Origin of the sequence: Paenarthrobacter sp. TAF1 (assembly GCF_052113825.1) — a bacterium.
In the GTDB taxonomy this organism is placed as follows: domain Bacteria; phylum Actinomycetota; class Actinomycetes; order Actinomycetales; family Micrococcaceae; genus Arthrobacter; species Arthrobacter nicotinovorans.
Window position 1 is genome coordinate 434137 of the sequence record NZ_JBFRDO010000004.1, and the last position, 16604, is coordinate 450740.

The window sequence follows — 16604 nt, forward strand, 5'->3', positions numbered from 1 at the left end:
CCTTTCGAGACAGAAAACCCGCACCGCTGACGCTCGGAATGATTCCAACGCGACGGCGGTGCGGGGCTCCAGGAAGTTACTTTACGACGATCGCAAGGACGTCGCGGGCGGACAGAACGAGGTACTCGCTGCCGCCGGTCTTGACTTCGGTTCCACCGTACTTGGAGTAGATGACGACGTCGCCAACAGCTACGTCAACCGGTACGCGGTTGCCGTTGTCATCGAAGCGGCCGGGGCCGATTGCAACAACTTCGCCTTCCTGCGGCTTCTCCTGCGCGGAGTCCGGAATAACCAGGCCGGAAGCCGTGGTCTGCTCTGCTTCGAGCGGGCGAACAACAATACGATCCTCAAGAGGCTTAATCGAGACCGACACTCGGACTCTCCTTTTCATGAGCTGATTCATGGACTAAGAACTAGGGTGCCGTGGCGTACAACCGTCGTCGCGGTGCCGGTGGACGCCTGGCGTGATTAGCACCCTCAAGGGGAGAGTGCTAACTAGACTCTATGTAAGGCGTTAGCACTCGGTCAAGGTGAGTGCCAGCATTTCGTCATCGGTGAACGTTGTCACTGGTCCCGGAGGTCATCAAGGTCGTAGTCTTCGCCGTCGTCGTCCTCATCCAAGGAAGCGCTGCCGCGGTTCAGGTAAAGCACCACCGCCGAAGCCACCGCCACGACGCCGGAAACCACCAGCGCGATGATCCCGCCGAGGCGCGCACCGGCGTAGAGGTCGCGGATGTCGCGTGCCTCATCCGTCGCATCGTTCACGCTCTTGCCGCTGACGGAGTAGGCCGCTGCGTTGAAGGAATCCAGCGCGAAAATAACGATCAGCAAGCCTATGCAGACCACCGCGATGACAGCGCCCGCGATCAGGGCGGGACGGGCATACGTGGTGAGGCGGGAGGGCTGTGGTGCTGCGTTGTCTTCCATGAAAACAACCCTATCCGGCTGATTCCCCAGTCACGCAGCCATGACGCGCGACGCTAGGCTTGTTCCCATGCCTCATGCACCGCAGGAACAGATCGCACCTTTATTGACCACTGAAGGTTGGGAGCTTCTTGCCTCGCTGGGACCCTACCGTGAGGCTGATGCCTTCAGCGTCAATGCCAGCCTCCGCAAGGCCGGCCACTCCCCGGAACTCGTGGCCGCCGTCCTGACCCAATCACGCTTACGGACCCGGGCTGAGGCGAAGTTCGGCGAATTCGCCCGGCAGATGCTGTTCACCCAGGCGGGCCTGGAGCAGGCAACCCGGCTGAACGTCGCCGCCCGCCACGCCGAACGTTTTGCCCAGGCCGGCATCACCCATGTGGCCGATCTCGGCTGCGGCCTCGGCGCCGATTCCATGGCGATGGCTTCCATGGACATTGCTGTCACCGCTGTGGAGATGGACGAAACCACCGCTGCCTGCGCCATGATCAACCTCATGCCTTTCCCGCATGCAACGGTGGTGCACTCGGACGCGGAATCAATGGACCTCGAGGGCATCGACGGCGTGTGGATGGACCCTGCCCGACGCACCACGTCCACGTCGGGAACCAAAAGAATCTGGGACCCGGAGGCGTTCTCGCCCCCGTTGTCCTTCGTGGAGAGCGTGGCGGCCACCGGGCGTGCAGTAGGGGTAAAGATGGGCCCGGGCATCCCCCACGACACGGTGCCTTCGGGCTGCGAGGCCCAATGGGTTTCCGTGGGCGGCGATGTCACCGAGGCCACTCTCTGGTTCAACGCAGTAGCCCGCCCGGGCGTCCGCCGCGCCGCATTGCTCCTTGGCAGCCAAGGCGCCGCCGAAATCACCAGCGGCGAGGACTTCGGCGGTGGCCCGGCAGCCGCCGTCGGGCCTGTTGAAGGCTTTCTCTACGAACCCGACGGTGCGGTGATCCGCGCAGGCCTGGTGGCCGACGTCGCCGAGCGGCTGGGCGGGCACCTGGTGGACGAGCACATCGCGTATATCTGCGCCCCGGAACTCCACGACACTCCGTTTGCCCGGGCCTACAAGGTGCTGGACGTCATGCCGTACAACGTCAAGGCCCTCAAGGCCTGGGTGAAGTCGAACGGCATCACCGTGCTGGATATCAAGAAGCGCGGCACGGCAGTGACACCCGAGGAACTGCGGAAGCAGCTGCTCCCCGCCAAACCCGCCAAGGGCAAAGATGCGAAAACAGCCACCCTTGTCCTCACCAGGATCGGCGAGGAAAGAGTGGCTGTCGTGGTGGAACCGGTGACCGCCCAGGCTTAGCAGGCCTGCGGCGTCAGCGACGCGAGAATTCCGAGGCCTCCCGTACTTGGCCGGGCGTCGGGCGAACGCCGGTGTACAGGACGAACTGTTCCTCGGCCTGAATGGCGATGACCTCGGCTCCTGTGATGACCGGCTTGCCCGCAGCGCGCGCGGCGGTGATGAGCGGCGTTTCGGAGGGAAGGGCCACCACATCGAACACCACCTGCGCGGCTGCGATGGTGGCGTCGTCAAAGGACTGGGCGGTTTCGTCCGCGCCGGCCATGCCCAGCGGGGTGACGTTGATGATGAGGTCCGCGGTGGCTCCGTTGACGTCGTCCTGCCAATCGAAGCCGTAGAGGTCGGCGAGCGCTCGGCCGGTGGTTTCGTTGCGGGCCACGATGGTGACGGCAGTGAACCCGGCGTCCCTCAGGGCGGCCGCAACAGCTTTGGCCATTCCCCCGGCGCCGCGGAGCAGGACAGTATGGCCGCTGGGGACTTCATGGTCCTTCAGAAGCCTGGCGATCGCGATGTAATCGGTGTTGTAGGCGGTGAGGACGCCGTCGTTGTTCACGATGGTGTTCACCGAATCGATGGCTTTGGCCGACGGATCCATGACGTCAACCAGCGGAATGACTGCCTCTTTGTAGGGCATGGACACCGCGGCACCCCGGATCGGGAGGCCGCGGATGCCCGCCACCGCAAGGGTGATGTCCGCGGGGGCGAATGCCTTGTAGACAAAGTTCAGGCCGAGCAGATCGTACAGATAGTTATGGAACCTCGTCCCGATGTTGCTGGGCCGGGCCGCGAGCGAAATGCACAATGACATGTCTTTGTTCAGGATGGGCATCCACCCATTAAACAACGCCCCTCCAGGCTTCCGTGCGGTCAGCCCTGGCGGGCCTTCATGCGCGGGTTGTTCTTGTTGATGACGAACGTGCGGCCACGCCTGCGGACGATTTGCGCCCCGGGGATCTTCTTGAGTGCACGCAGCGAGTTTCGGACCTTCATGGTGTTTCTCCTTTTTTGTTGGTGTTTGGCTTAGAGGGCGTCGCTGAGTTCCAGGGGGTCATCCCACGCGTCGGCATCCATGGCCATTTCGGCCTCCGTCAGCTGGCAGCCTTCCAGGAGTTCACGGATTTCCGCGGCGTCAACATCGTCGGACCGCCCAGTGATGGCCAGGACGGTTCCGCGGTCCCCGTGGCTGGGGTGCCAGTCGAGGAAAGCGTCGACGTCGGCACCCACTTCTCCGCGCAGGCCTTCTCCCATGGGGGCTGCTTCCGTGGAATCGGCCATCCAGTTGCCCGTGCTTTCGAGCCAGATCCGTGGACCTATGCCTTGGACAGCTATCCGCTTGGTGGGAGCGGAGGCGATCCACAGGCGGCCCCGCATCCAGTGCATGCCGACAGCCAAGCGCGGAAGCGCCTCCCTGAAACGGCCCGGATGAAGTGGCCGGGCAGCCCGATGGAGCACGGTCCGGAAGGAACCTTCCGTTTCAGCCAGGGGCACACGCACGACGCCGGGACGGTTGCGGGCAGCTGCTTCGGCGGGGTCGAAGCAGCCCGGCCGGAAATCATCGGCCGCTGCGGCAACGGTTGCATGGGGTGCCAATTCGCCAAGCAACTCCACCCCCGACACCCACTGCGGCGAACCCTCGCGGGGATCCCCCGTCAGCACGGCACCCAATCCCGGATAGGCCATCACAGTGTCCACGTGCCCGAATTCGCCGACCAGGAATTCGCCACTGGTCCGCTCGTCCTGGGGCATGGACGTGAAGCCGGACTCAAACAGGGTGTGGCGGTCCCAGATGTGGTCGTCCAACTCTGCGGGGTCCAAGGCGAGCACGGCGTTGTCGATGACCGCCGGGCGGCTGAGCCCACTCCGGAGCTCCGCCACGGCCATTCCGGCTGCGACGCCTGGCGGCAGGCCCAGGACGACGTGGTCGAAGCCGCATGCGGCGAGCCGTTCCGCCGTCGGGACCACGTCAAGCCGGACGGTGCAGCTCAGGCAACCGTGCTCCAGGACCGTCGTCCCGCGTTCGAACAACCGACCGTTGCGGTAAACGCGCCGCAGGACCAGTGAGCCATCCAGGAGATCGTGGAGGACCACCACGGAATTGGCATGGGTCCGCCCCAGCCTTTCGGTGGCTGCCTCACGGCATTGGCTGTCCAGGGAACTGACGATCGTGAGGTGCATGGCACACACTCTAATGCGAATGGTTCGCATTAGCAAATGGCGGGTAATTTCTCCCGCGCACCCGCCGCAATCATGCGAGTTCCGGCTGCATTAGACTTGATCCGACCGCTGGCGGCCCCGCAGCGGGGAACCGTGTCCGGCCGAAACAACACATTGCCGGACAGTACACATAGCCGGACAGTACAAACCGAGGGGACTACGTGCAGATTGATTTTGCGCCATCCAGGCAATCGACACTGGGTGTGGAATGGGAGTTGGCGCTCGTCAATGCACGCACAGGGGAACTGGTATCCGTCGCGAACGACGTCCTGAAAGGCGTTGCGGCAAACCACCCGGACCTCAATGAGGACGACGAACACCCCCATATCAAGCGCGAACTGCTCCTCAACACGGTGGAACTCGTCACTGGCATCTGCGAGACCGTCAACGAAGCCAAAGAGGACCTCAGCCGGTCCCTCGCCGCAGTGCGCGAAGTCACCGATCCCATGGGTGTCGAAGTGTTTTGCGCCGGCAGCCACCCCTTCAGCCCTCCCCTGCTGCAGCCGGTCACCGACAAAGAGCGGTACGCCAAACTGATCGAGCGGACCCAATGGTGGGGACGCCAAATGGTCATCTACGGCGTTCACGTCCACGTGGGCATCGACAGGAAAGAAAAAGTCCTCCCCGTCCTGGATGGCCTGGTCAACTACTTTCCGCACTTCCAGGCATTGTCAGCTTCCAGCCCCTACTGGGCCGGTGAGGAAACAGGGTACGCATCACAACGCGCGCTCATGTTCCAGCAGCTTCCGACAGCCGGCCTGCCGTTCCAGTTCGAAACCTGGGAGGCGTACGAGTCCTACGTCCAGGACATGTTCACCACCGGAGTGATCGACTCAACCTCCGAAATCCGCTGGGACATCCGCCCGGTTGCCAACCTTGGCACCATCGAAATGCGCATCTGTGACGGCCTGGCAACCCTTGAGGAAGTCGGTGCCATCGCGGCCCTGACCCAGTGCCTGGTGGACGAATTCTCCTCCATTCTTGATGCCGGGGGCAGCATCCCCACCATGCCTCCGTGGCACGTGCAGGAAAACAAGTGGCGCGCTGCCCGCTACGGCATGGAAGCCATCATCATCCTCGATGCCGCTGGCAACGAGCAGCTCGTTACCGAGCACCTGGCCGAAACCGTCGCGCGGCTTGAGCCTGTGGCAGCCAAGCTTGGCTGCTCCGAAGAACTGGCCGATGTCCTGAAGATCGTCGAACGCGGTGCCAGCTACCAGCGGCAGCGCCGCGTCGCCGCCGAACACAACGGCGACCTGCAGGCAGTGGTCATGGACCTCGTCCAGCAGATGCGAAAAGGTCCCGACGCCTAGCGGTTCCCGGTTTACCTGCCCGGGCCGGCGGTCTGGGCAGGTACTGACACTGTGGTGACAGGCATGGAGGAATCCGGTGCGAACTCCACTCCGCTGGGGTCGATGCCGGCCATGATCAGCTGGGCGCCCAGCGCCGCCACCATGGCCCCGTTGTCCGTGCACAGATCCAACGGCGGAACGTGAAGCCTGATCCCGGCCGAGGTACAGCGCTGTCCGGTCAGTTCCCGGAGCCGGGAATTGGCAGCGACGCCGCCGCCCAGCAGGAGGTCCGTGATGCCGTTCTCTTTGCAGGCCAGAACGGCCTTTGAGGTGATGACATCCACTACGGCTTCCTGGAACGCGGCAGCGATATCAGCCATCGGCACTTCCTCGCCGCGGGCCTCGAACTGTTCCACACAGCGGGCCACGGCAGTTTTCAGACCGCTGAAAGACCAGTCATAACGGTGCGGCCCCTTCTCCTCGGCGGTCCCCATGTACTTGGGTTGCGTCAGGCCACGCGGGAAGCGGATGGATTTGGGGTTGCCCTGGCGTGCCAGTTTGTCGATTGCGGGTCCGCCCGGATAGCCCAGACCAAGGATGCGCGCCACTTTGTCGTAGGCCTCCCCGGCGGCGTCATCGATGGTTGAACCCAGCAGCTCGACATCGTCCGTGATACTCCGGATGCGCAGGATTTCAGTGTGGCCCCCGGACACCAGGAGCGCCCCGAGGTTCTCCGGCAACTGCCCCGCACCCAGGCCGGCGGCAGCACCGGCGTCGGGCTTTCCTTCCGGGGCTCGCCTTTGATCCAGCAGGCCAACGCCAACGTGCGCCACCAAATGGTTGATCGCGTAGAGCGGCTTCCCCGTGGCAACCGCCAGGGCCTTCGCAGCACAAACGCCCACCATAAGCGCCCCGGCGAGGCCCGGGCCGGACGTCACGGCAATGGCGTCGATATCGTCCAGGGTGACCCCGGCTTCAAGCAGCGACTCCTGCAACGTGGGCACGAAGGCGTCCAGGTGCGCCCGCGAAGCGATTTCCGGGATGACGCCTCCAAAACGCACGTGCTCGTCCATGGAGGAAGACACAGTGTTGGTCAGCAACGTTGTCCCGCGGACGATGCCCACACCGGTCTCGTCGCAGGACGACTCAATGCCGAGCACCAGCGGCTGCTGTCGATTAAGGCCGCTCACGCTGGGGCTCCTTCGGAAGGGTGTTGTTCGTTCAAGGTCAGCCTCATGATCAAGGCGTCTGTTCCGTCGCGGTAATAGCGGGGACGGACGTGGATCTGCTCAAACCCGAAACGCACATAGAGTTGCTGCGCGCGGGGATTGTCCGCCCGCACTTCCAGCAACACGTCTGCCGCGCGGCGTCGCCGCGCCTCATCGATGAGCTCCGCAAGGACCGCGGAGCCGATGCCCCGGCCTTCGAATTCAGGCACGACGGCGATCGTCTGGACGTCCGCGATGGGCTCGATGCACATCAATCCCGCATAAGCGACGATCTCCCCTGCGGCCTCGGCCACCACGTAACGGCGGGTTTCGGGCTGGGCCAGTTCGTCGAAGAACATCTGCAGCGGCCATGCGTCCACGGGGAACAAACGGCGCTCCAAAGCCTCTACGGCCGGGATGTCGGCTTCGGTCATGTCGCGCAGGGAAACCCCGGCGAGCTCCAGTTTGGGTGACAATTTCACAGTTCCCGTCCCATCACAGTGCGCGCTTCCGGGGTCCCGGTACTTGGGCGTCGGATTCCCGCAGGTATAGAGGGGTCGAATCCAGAAGGGGCCGGCCTGATGCGAGCCGGGCAAGGGCGAACTGGCCAAGGGAAGCGGCGTCGGGCTGCGTGGACGCAAAGTCTTCATCGGCCCTGAGCACATCCGCGTACAGACCGGCGCCGGCACCGAACACCGGCAAGTCGGGCAGTTCGGAGGCGAAGCCCACGTGCGGTCCATCCACGAGATCCGGCAGCTGGCCCTCTTTTAGGGAGTACCGGGCCCAGTAGACCTCTTTGCGCCGGGCGTCCGTTGCCACCAGGAACCCGGGAACTGCTGCTGTGGATTCAGCCACCTCAAGGGCAATGGCGTCCAGGCTCATCAGTCCGTACAACGGTTTGTTCCACACGAAGGCCAAGGTGCGGGCGGTCGCGATACCGGAGCGGAGCCCGGTAAACGGGCCCGGGCCAACACCGGTGACGATCGCATCGATGTCCGCGCCGGTAACGCCTGCTCCGGTCAACAGCTTCTCAATACCAGGGGCAAGCACTTCGGCGTGGCTACGGGTATCTTCCGTAGCGAAGGAATCCACCACGCCTTCCATGGCGTCGTCGGAGATCAGGGCTGCGCTGGCAACGGCGGAAGTATCAATGGCCAGGATCAACATCAGTGGTCTCCCTCGTGTGCGGTGTCTTTTCCTGCGTGTCCGCTTGCCCTGCGGTGGCCAGGAGCCGTGGCTCATCCGCCCACCGTGGACCGAATCCCCGGAACACAATGGTGCGGGGCTCGTCGTCGTCATCGCTGTCAAAGTCCAGGACGTCATCCGTCACCGCTCCTGCCGAGGCGCCGCCGCCCACGGCCCTGTGCAGCTCCACTTCCAGGCGGCTGTCCGAGAGATGCTCCACCCGGTCCCGCCCCCACTCCACCACCGTGACGGCGGTGTCCATGGTGTTTTCGAGGTCGATGTCGTCGATCTCTGCGGCCGAGTCCAGCCTGTACGCGTCAACATGGACCAAGTCAGGCCCACCCGGCCTGGGACCGGCAGGGAGGTTCGGATGGATCCTGACCAGCACAAAGGTCGGCGAGATGATGCCGGCCCTTACACCCAGGCCCTCCCCCAGCCCCTGGGTGAACGTGGTCTTTCCAGCTCCCAGTTCCCCGGTCAGGACAAGGAGATCGCCGGCCTCAAGTACCTCACCGAGCGCTGCTGCGAGCGCGTGTGTCTGCTCCGCCGTCGTGACCTTCAACGTGCGTTCCCACAGGGGTTCGCTCACAGCGCTGCTGCTTTGGCGTCGGTGGCAACGTCGGTCTGCGATGCCGGCTGGGAGGGTACTTCATTGACGTAGCTGCGAGGCACCCGCTGGCTGATACGCGTGACGATTTCGTAGTTGTTGGTTCCGGCAGCTGCGGCCCAATCGTCGGCCGTGGGGCCGTGATCGGAGCCATTGCCGAACATGACGGCTTCGGCGCCCCGAAGCTCCGCGGCTGCCTCAGGAGTCAGAGGGCCCAGGTCGATGACCATCTGGTCCATGGCGATCCTGCCCACTACCGGGTAGTTGACGCCATTGACGCGGACCGGTCCGCCCGTGGCGATCCGCGGAACCCCGTCTGCGTAGCCCAACGGGACCAGGCCCAAGGTGCTTTCTTCGATGGTGCGGTAGTTCAGGCCGTAAGAGACGCCCTGCCCTTCCGGGACCTGCTTGCAATTGGACAGGAGCGTGCGGACGGTCATGGCGGGGTGCAAGCCAAGTTCGGCCGACGTCGCGCCTTCGAAGGGCGACAATCCGTAGACGCCGAGGCCCACGCGCACCAGGTCGAAGTGCGAATCCGGGCGCGACAACGCAGCGGGAGTGTTGGCGATATGCCGGACCTCCGTGTCCACACCGGCGTCTTCAGCCATGGCGATGGCCTCACGGAAGACAGCGAGCTGCTCATCGGTTTCGGGGCGGTGCGGTTCATCGGCCACGGCGAGATGAGAGAAGATCCCCACCACGCGCAGCAGGCCCTGGTCCTGGTAGTCCATGGCCTGGCCCAGCAGTTGATCCCAGTCGGCAATGGTGCAGCCGTTGCGACCCAGGCCGGTGTCCACCTTGAGGTGTACCCGTGCAGGCCGTTCCTGTTCGCGGGCTGCCGCAACTACGGCATCCAGCTCCCAGCCGGAGATACCGACGTCGATGCCCGCGGCGACGGCTGCCTGGAAGTTGCTCTCGCGGGTGTGCAGCCAGGCAAGCAACGGAGCGTCGATACCGGCGGCCCGCAAGGCAAGGGCCTCGGAAATGTGCGCCACCCCGAGCCACGCCGCACCGGCGTCGAGGGCTGCCCGCGCAACCTGGACGGCTCCGTGACCATACGCGTCGGCCTTCACTACGGCCATGACCGCGGCAGGAGAGGCGATGGCGACGAATTGCCGCACGTTGTGGCGTACAGCTTCGAGATCGATCACCGCGGACCGTTCCAGGACCGCCGACTTGGCTATTGAGGCCTTTTCGCCGATCCCGATATCTGCTGCTGCTTCATAAGTCACCCTAGAGATTCTAGTGGTGCCGGCGAATTCGGGTTAACTGCGCACGGTCGTTCACCCCTACTGGGCATCCGACAAGTGCGCGATGGTGGCCCGGGCGCGTCGTTGGGCTTCAGCGGGGATGTCCTTCACGATCGGTTCCAGGAACGCGAAGCGCCTCAGCCACTGGCTGCTTTGCCGCTCCTTCCGCGCGTTCGCCCGCTGCCACCAGTCCGCGATGTCTCCCCAGCCGGGTGCGGCCAGGGACCCGCCAACCTCCTGGACGGCAAGCGAAGCGCACAGGTTGGCAAAGCGCAGGCGGTCACCCAGCCGCCATCCTGCGAGGCACCCCACGATGAAGGCCGCACCGAAGCAGTCCCCTGCTCCCGTTGGATCAGAAGCCGGGACCGGCAAGGAAGGCACCCACTCTTCCTCGCCGCTCTCCGAGTCCACCGCCACTGCCCCCTGGGGACCCAAGGTCACGACGGCTACCGGCACGCGGTCAGCCAGCGAGTACAGCGCCGCCCAGGGGTCGGATTTGCCGGTGAACGCCATGGCCTCGGGAGCGTTGGGCAGGAAAGCATAAAAGTTTCCCAGCTGGTCCAGCCGGCGCTCCGACCATTTCCCGGTAGGGTCCCACCCCACCACCCCAAAAAGCTTGGTACCGGATTTCATTGCGGCCAGCATCCACGGCTCCATCTCCTCCTCCAGGTCCGCAACGGCTGCGAGCGCCCGCGGAGGCTGGCCAATCAGCTGGGAAGCAGAGATCGGGGCGGGATGGCCGTGGGTGACCATGGAGCGGTCCTGGTTCACGCACATGGAAACAGTCACTGGTGAGTGCCACCCGGGAACCCGCTGCGACAACGACAGGTCCACGTGCTCCTGCTTCTCCAGGATCTGCCAGTTGTAGTCGCCGTAACCGTCGTCTCCGAAGGTCGCTGCAAGGTTGGTCCGCAACCCGAGCCGCGCTGCCGCAATGGCCTGGTTGGCCACCCCTCCCGGGCAGCTTCCCATGCCCTCGCTCCACACTTCCGTGCCCGGTTCCGGCGCCTGGGGAAGGCCGGTGAAAATGATGTCCTGGAAAACCGTGCCGGTCAGGAGAAGGTCGCACCCGGCGTCAGCGTCTGACCTTACGGAGGCAAGGGGGTCGAATCGTCGCTGCGGCATAGCGTCCATGAACGGCAGACTACGCTGCAGCTTGCGGAGCTGCATAGACTCGGATCATGCGGCTTATGATCGCCGGCGGTGGCGGATTCCGGGTTCCCCTTGTGTACCGGGCGTTGTGTACTGGCCCCTTCGCCGGCCTGGTCAGCGAATTGGTGCTTTTCGACGTCGATGGGCAACGGCTCCAAGCAATCCAGGCCGTACTCCGCGATATGCCCACAGGCCCCGGTTCCGGTCCCGCCGTCGTCGCCTGCAGCGACCTTGGCCAGGCGCTCACGGGAACCGACGTGGTTTTCGCGGCCATCCGGCCTGGCGGAACGGCCGGCCGGATCGCCGATGAGCGTGTTGCACTTGATCTGGGGCTGCTGGGCCAGGAGACCACCGGAGCAGGCGGGATTTCCTACGCCCTGCGATCCATCCCCCGGATGCTCGAACTCGCCCAGGCCATGCGGCGTCACTGCCCCGGTGCATGGCTTATCAACTTCACCAACCCCGCCGGAATGGTCACCGAGGCATTGGTGCCGCTGCTTGGGAACCGGGTGATTGGGATCTGTGATTCCGCTGGGGGCCTGGCCCAGCGGGCGGCCCGGGCAGCCGGTGTCCCGCTGGAGGAAGGAAACCTCGACGGCGTGGGCTACTACGGGCTGAACCACCTCGGCTGGCTCTACCGGCTTGCACCAGGTGGCGCGGACCTCCTGCCCGGGCTGCTGGCGGATCCTGCCGCCCTTGAGTCGATGGAAGAGGGGCGCCTGTTCGGGCAGCACACCTTGGAAAAGCTCGGCTGTCTGCCCAACGAGTACCTCTATTACTACTACCAGACGTCGCAGGCCACCCAGGCTATCCGTGGACAACGGCAAACGCGTGGGGCGTCCATCCACCAACAGCAGCATTCGCTCTACCCCGATCTGCTGCGGGCGGAGGACGCCTATGCGCTATGGGATGCAGCCCGGCGATCCCGCGAAGAGGGGTACCTCGCCGAAGCCCGCACCCACGGGGAACAGCGCGACGAGTCCGATCTCGCTGGAGGCGGCTACGAGAGGGTGGCTCTGTCCGTGATGCGGGCCCTCTCGGGCGGCGGGACCGCCCAGCTCATCCTCAACGTGCCGAACGCTCCCGTGCTGCCCACCGGCAGTCTTCACCCGGCGGAGGTGGCCGTTCCCGGGCTGCCGCCGGACGCCGTCGTCGAAGTCCCCTCCCAGGTGACGCCCGACGGCGCCGTGGCAGTCGCGCAGGAAAGGCCGCCGGGCCCGTTCCTCACCTTGATGCAGCGCGTCAAGGAGGTGGAGCGGCTGACGATCCGCGCCGTCCGTGACCACGACCGGGAAGCAGCCGTCCAGGCGTTTGCGTCGCACCCGTTGGTGGGATCGGAGCTGCTGGGCACGCAGCTGCTGGCAGGCTATGAGGAGGCATTCCCCGGGATGGCCGGGCTCTGGGGGTAAGGGCGGGACAAGGCTAGAGTTTGCGGTACATCACGTGCAGGCCCACGTAGCCGATCTCCGGATGGTTGAAGGCCTCCGGCACCGTGGCAAGGATCCGGAATCCCATGGACTGCCACAGCCACACGGCCCTGACGTTGCTCTCCACCACCGCGTTGTACTGCATGGCGTAGAACCCCGCAGCTTTGGCTTCCTGGAGCGAGTACGCGCAGAGCGCCCGCGCAATGCCCTGGCCCGAGTGGTTGGCCGCCACCATGTAACCGGCGTTGGCGACATGGCTGCCACCACCGCCCTGGTTGGGGTGGAATTCGCCGGTCCCGAGAATCTTGCCGGATTCCCTGTCGACGGCCACAAACGTCTGGCCGGGCTCTTCCTTGGTCCACTTCGCCTTCGCCTCGTCCTCCGGTGTGCCGCGGTCCCAGGTGAAGGTCTCGCCCTCCCGGATCACGGGTTCCAGGATGGACCAGATGCCGGCCCAGTCGCCCGGTGTTGCGATGCGGATGTCAAAGCTTTGTTCTTGGCTCACAGCCCACACGCTAGCAGCCTTGTCCACATAGCGGGGCCGCTTTATTGAGGCACGGTTTGGCAGGAGTAGTGTTTTCTGCAGGGCAAAAGCCACGTGCGGTGAAAGTCAGGAGGGAGTGCGATGCCGATGGTCCGTCGAGTGGCGTTCTTGTCACTGCACACCTCCCCCATGGAGCAGCCCGGGGCCGGTGACGCCGGTGGGATGAACGTCTACGTCCGGGCCTTGGCCATGGCACTTGCCGAGTCGGGTGTTGAAGTGGAGATCTTCACGCGCGCCACCAAAGCCAGCCAGCCCGCCGTCGAGCATCCCGGTCCCGGCGTGTGCGTCCACAACGTCAAGGCCGGACCACGCCGCAAGATACCCAAGGAAGAACTGCCCGAACTCCTGCACCACATGGTGGTGGAGATCGACAATATCCGGAACCGGCAACTGCATGGCCGCTACGACGCCATCCACTCGCACTATTGGGTCTCAGGCGTTGCGGGGCTTGAGTTGGCCTCATTGTGGGGAGTTCCTCTGGTGCACACCATGCACACCATGGCGAAGGTAAAGAACCTCGTGCTGCAACCCGGCGAACACCCGGAGCCGCGGCGCCGCGAGAACGGCGAGCAGCGGATCGTCGATGGCGCGGCCCGCCTGATAGCCAATACCCCAGCTGAAGCCGATGAACTCGTGTCGCACTACGGGGCGGACCGCGACCGGATCGACATCGCTCCGCCCGGCGTAGACCTCAACGTCTTTACGCCGTCGTTCCGAAAGAAGTCACGCGCCCGGCTGGAGGTGCGGCCGGAGAGCTTCCACATTCTGTTTGCCGGCCGGATCCAGCGGCTCAAAGGTCCCCAGATTTTCGTCAAGGCCGCCGGAATCCTCCGCAAGCGCAGGCCGGACATCGACCTGGAAATGACCATCCTGGGCTCGTTGAGCGGCGCCAAGGACTTCAACCTCCAACAGATCATCCACGAAGCAGGACTCGACGACGTCGTCACCCACCGTCCGCCGGTGGTGGCGCCCGAACTCGCCGGGTGGTTCCGCTCGGCCGACGTCGTCGTGATGCCATCGTTCAGCGAGTCCTTTGGCCTGGTGGCTTTGGAAGCACAGGCGTGCGGTACACCCGTAGTCGCCACCAACGTCGGTGGTCTGTCCCGGGCAATCTCGGACGGCCGCACCGGAATCCTGGTGGACGGACACGACCCCACGGACTGGGCCGATGCCCTCGAGGACCTCTACGACGACGTCCAGACCCGCGAGGACATGGGCCGGCTCGCGGCCACCCATGCCGAATCGTTCGGCTGGCAGCGCACAGCTGCGATCACCTTGGACAGCTACCGTGAAGCCGTCGGGGGCCTGTTGCTTCCGAGGACCTGAGGTCCCTCAGCGTCGGGCCTCGCGGCTGGTAGATTGTCGCGCACAGCGTTAGCGCGCCATAAGCGTCAGCCGTGACACGGGAACATCCAGCCGAAGGACAACGATGTCTGAAAACAAGGCCATGAGTGATCTTGAGATTGCCCGCAATGCCGCCATGCTCCCCATTGAGGAGATCGCCCAAAGAGCGGGCATCAACGTGGATGCCCTTGAGCTGTACGGGCGTTACAAAGCCAAGATCAACCCTGGAAAGCTGGCGTTCCCTGCCGACAAGGTGCCGGGAAAAGTGGTTCTTGTTTCAGCCATGTCCCCCACTCCCGCCGGAGAAGGCAAATCAACCACCACCGTAGGACTCGCCGATTCCCTGGCCCGCGCCGGACACAAAGTCATGATCGCGCTTAGGGAACCTTCCTTGGGGCCGATCCTGGGGATGAAGGGCGGGGCTACGGGAGGTGGCTACTCCCAGGTCCTGCCGATGGACGACATCAACTTGCACTTCACCGGGGATTTCCACGCGATCACCTCAGCAAACAATGCCCTCATGGCCTTGGTGGACAACCACATCTTCCAAGGGAACCAGCTGGGAATCGACCCCCGCCGCATGACGTTCAAACGCGTCCTTGACATGAACGACCGTGCCCTGCGGGAAGTGGTGATCGGCCTTGGTGGCCCCGCGCAGGGCGTGCCACGGCAGGATGGATTCGACATTACCGTGGCGTCCGAGATCATGGCCGTCTTCTGCTTGGCCACGGACCTGGACGATCTCCGATGCCGCCTGGGCAGGATCACTTTCGGGTACACCTATGAGCGGGCACCGGTCACCGTGGCGGATCTCGGTGTTGAAGGCGCACTTACGATGCTCCTGAAGGACGCCATCAAGCCAAACCTTGTCCAGACCATCGCAGGAACTCCGGCGCTGGTACATGGGGGTCCGTTTGCGAACATCGCCCATGGATGCAATTCGCTGATCGCCACCAGGACGGCCATGCAGCTGGCTGACGTGGTGGTCACCGAGGCCGGCTTCGGGGCGGACCTTGGCGCCGAAAAGTACATGGACATCAAGGCGCGGATCGCAGCAGTGGCGCCATCCGCCGTCGTGGTTGTTGCCACCATCCGGGCCCTCAAGATGCAAGGCGGGGTTCCCAAGGAACACCTCGGCGAGCCCAACATGGATGCCATGGCTGCCGGAGTGGAGAACCTCAAGAGGCATGTCCGGAACGTGGCCAAATTTGGTATCGCTCCGGTTGTCTCCATCAACAAGTTCGCCACCGACACTGCGGAAGAACTCGACTGGCTCCTCGCATGGTGTGCAGCGGAAGGGGTGGAGGCCGCCGTCGCAGACGTCTGGGGCCGCGGTGGAGGCGGGGATGGCGGGGACGAACTGGCCGCCAAGGTGGCATCTGCCTTCGATGCGCCGTCCGGTTTCCATCACCTCTACCCGCTGGAGCTGCCTGTGGAGGACAAGATCCGGACGATCGTGCAGGAGATATACGGGGCCGATGGCGTGGAGTTCTCCGTGCCGGCCCTCAAACGCCTTGCGGAGATTGAGAAGAACGGCTGGTCCGGCCTTCCCGTCTGCATGGCGAAAACCCAGTACTCCTTCACTGACGACGCCTCCAGGCTCGGGGCACCCAAGGGTTTCCGGGTGCACGTTCGCGACCTCATCCCGAAAACCGGTGCCGGTTTCATCGTGGCACTGACCGGGGCCGTCATGACCATGCCCGGGCTCCCGAAGGAACCGGCAGCGATGCGCATGGACGTCGACGCCGACGGCAACCCCACGGGCCTTTTCTAACCCTTCCTCACACTCCACGCCCTTCAACCAAACCCTCCCGCACACCCCACGCCCTTCAACCAAACCCTCCCGCACACCCCACGCCGTTCAGCCAAACCCTCCCGCACACCCCACGCCCTTCAGCCAAACCCTCCCGCACACCCCACGCCCTTCAGCCAAACCCTCCCGCACACCCCACGCCCTTCAGCCAAACCCTCCCGCACGCGTTTGAAGGGGTGAGTAAGCGTCGCCACCAAACCCTAGGGATGTGAGTAAGCGTCGCCACCAAACCCCAGGGATGTGAGTAAGCGTCGCCACCAAACCCCAGGGATGTGAGTAAGCGTCGCCACCAAACCCCAGGGATGTGAGTAAGCGTCGCCACGAAACCCCAGGGATGTGAG

At 64.5% G+C, this 16604-nt stretch carries 17 protein-coding genes; 5 read left to right on the plus strand and 12 right to left on the minus strand.

Features of this window, described 5'->3' with window-relative positions:
- Nucleotides 1–76: 76 nt before the first annotated feature.
- Together groES and AB4Y81_RS08210 are read right to left on the minus strand one after the other, a co-directional pair.
- The gene (gene groES, locus AB4Y81_RS08205) at nucleotides 77–373 is read right to left on the minus strand and encodes a co-chaperone GroES (protein WP_018776625.1); all 297 of its coding nucleotides are present in this window, start codon (nucleotides 371–373) and stop codon (nucleotides 77–79) included.
- A gap of 191 nt (nucleotides 374–564) precedes the next feature.
- A complete protein-coding gene (locus AB4Y81_RS08210; RefSeq protein ID WP_018776626.1) occupies nucleotides 565–927 on the minus strand; it encodes a hypothetical protein in 363 nt (120 codons plus the stop codon).
- A gap of 67 nt (nucleotides 928–994) precedes the next feature.
- Here AB4Y81_RS08210 and AB4Y81_RS08215 point away from each other — a divergent pair, with 67 nt between their 5' ends.
- Nucleotides 995–2230, plus strand: a complete 1236-nt coding sequence (locus AB4Y81_RS08215; RefSeq protein ID WP_441995649.1) for a THUMP-like domain-containing protein — start codon at nucleotides 995–997, stop codon at nucleotides 2228–2230.
- A gap of 13 nt (nucleotides 2231–2243) precedes the next feature.
- Here AB4Y81_RS08215 and AB4Y81_RS08220 read toward each other — a convergent pair whose 3' ends face one another.
- Genes AB4Y81_RS08220 through AB4Y81_RS08230 form a run of 3 tightly spaced genes read right to left on the minus strand, consistent with a single transcriptional unit; the run spans nucleotide 2244 to nucleotide 4402 of the window.
- Complete coding sequence (locus AB4Y81_RS08220; protein WP_018776628.1) at nucleotides 2244–3056, minus strand: shikimate 5-dehydrogenase; 813 nt, start codon at nucleotides 3054–3056, stop codon at nucleotides 2244–2246.
- A 38-nt stretch (nucleotides 3057–3094) separates the two neighbouring features.
- The gene (gene ykgO / locus AB4Y81_RS08225; RefSeq protein ID WP_011775528.1) at nucleotides 3095–3217 is read right to left on the minus strand and encodes a type B 50S ribosomal protein L36; all 123 of its coding nucleotides are present in this window, start codon (nucleotides 3215–3217) and stop codon (nucleotides 3095–3097) included.
- A 30-nt stretch (nucleotides 3218–3247) separates the two neighbouring features.
- Complete coding sequence (locus AB4Y81_RS08230; RefSeq protein ID WP_110503847.1) at nucleotides 3248–4402, minus strand: GTP-binding protein; 1155 nt, start codon at nucleotides 4400–4402, stop codon at nucleotides 3248–3250.
- A 200-nt stretch (nucleotides 4403–4602) separates the two neighbouring features.
- Here AB4Y81_RS08230 and AB4Y81_RS08235 point away from each other — a divergent pair, with 200 nt between their 5' ends.
- Nucleotides 4603–5754 (plus strand): glutamate--cysteine ligase, encoded by a 1152-nt coding sequence (locus tag AB4Y81_RS08235; protein ID WP_026266994.1) that lies wholly within the window; start codon nucleotides 4603–4605, stop codon nucleotides 5752–5754.
- Between the two features lie 11 nt (nucleotides 5755–5765).
- On the opposite strand, the gene tsaD is transcribed toward AB4Y81_RS08235, so the two are convergent.
- Genes tsaD through AB4Y81_RS08265 form a run of 6 tightly spaced genes read right to left on the minus strand, consistent with a single transcriptional unit; the run spans nucleotide 5766 to nucleotide 11117 of the window.
- Nucleotides 5766–6923: a tRNA (adenosine(37)-N6)-threonylcarbamoyltransferase complex transferase subunit TsaD gene (gene tsaD / locus AB4Y81_RS08240; protein WP_441995650.1), complete on the minus strand. Its 1158-nt coding sequence runs from the start codon at nucleotides 6921–6923 to the stop codon at nucleotides 5766–5768.
- Nucleotides 6920–7423 (minus strand): ribosomal protein S18-alanine N-acetyltransferase, encoded by a 504-nt coding sequence (gene rimI, locus AB4Y81_RS08245; protein ID WP_039242331.1) that lies wholly within the window; start codon nucleotides 7421–7423, stop codon nucleotides 6920–6922. The genes tsaD and rimI overlap by 4 nt, the downstream gene beginning before the upstream one ends.
- 13 nt (nucleotides 7424–7436) lie before the next feature.
- Nucleotides 7437–8108: a tRNA (adenosine(37)-N6)-threonylcarbamoyltransferase complex dimerization subunit type 1 TsaB gene (gene tsaB, locus AB4Y81_RS08250; RefSeq protein ID WP_018776633.1), complete on the minus strand. Its 672-nt coding sequence runs from the start codon at nucleotides 8106–8108 to the stop codon at nucleotides 7437–7439.
- Nucleotides 8089–8715, minus strand: a complete 627-nt coding sequence (gene tsaE, locus AB4Y81_RS08255) for a tRNA (adenosine(37)-N6)-threonylcarbamoyltransferase complex ATPase subunit type 1 TsaE (protein ID WP_441995651.1) — start codon at nucleotides 8713–8715, stop codon at nucleotides 8089–8091. The genes tsaB and tsaE overlap by 20 nt, the downstream gene beginning before the upstream one ends.
- The gene (gene alr, locus AB4Y81_RS08260; protein ID WP_275775629.1) at nucleotides 8712–9965 is read right to left on the minus strand and encodes an alanine racemase; all 1254 of its coding nucleotides are present in this window, start codon (nucleotides 9963–9965) and stop codon (nucleotides 8712–8714) included. Before alr ends, tsaE begins: the two co-directional genes overlap by 4 nt.
- Nucleotides 9966–10022: 57 nt before the next feature.
- Nucleotides 10023–11117, minus strand: coding sequence for a PfkB family carbohydrate kinase (locus AB4Y81_RS08265; RefSeq protein ID WP_434327071.1), 1095 nt, complete (start codon nucleotides 11115–11117; stop codon nucleotides 10023–10025).
- A 47-nt stretch (nucleotides 11118–11164) separates the two neighbouring features.
- Between AB4Y81_RS08265 and AB4Y81_RS08270 the strand changes: the two genes are divergently transcribed.
- Nucleotides 11165–12544 (plus strand): family 4 glycosyl hydrolase, encoded by a 1380-nt coding sequence (locus AB4Y81_RS08270; RefSeq protein ID WP_064721606.1) that lies wholly within the window; start codon nucleotides 11165–11167, stop codon nucleotides 12542–12544.
- A 13-nt stretch (nucleotides 12545–12557) separates the two neighbouring features.
- On the opposite strand, the gene AB4Y81_RS08275 is transcribed toward AB4Y81_RS08270, so the two are convergent.
- Nucleotides 12558–13076 carry a GNAT family N-acetyltransferase gene (locus AB4Y81_RS08275; RefSeq protein ID WP_039242338.1) on the minus strand — a complete coding sequence of 173 codons (519 nt, stop codon included), beginning with the start codon at nucleotides 13074–13076 and terminating at the stop codon, nucleotides 12558–12560.
- A 111-nt stretch (nucleotides 13077–13187) separates the two neighbouring features.
- On the opposite strand from AB4Y81_RS08275, the gene mshA reads away from it, so the two are divergent.
- Entirely contained in the window at nucleotides 13188–14432 is a 1245-nt protein-coding gene (gene mshA / locus AB4Y81_RS08280) for a D-inositol-3-phosphate glycosyltransferase (RefSeq protein WP_018776639.1), read from the plus strand.
- 103 nt (nucleotides 14433–14535) lie between these two features.
- On the plus strand, nucleotides 14536–16224 hold the full coding sequence (locus tag AB4Y81_RS08285) for a formate--tetrahydrofolate ligase (RefSeq protein ID WP_441995652.1): 1689 nt from the start codon (nucleotides 14536–14538) through the stop codon (nucleotides 16222–16224).
- The last annotated feature ends 380 nt before the right edge of the window (nucleotides 16225–16604 follow it).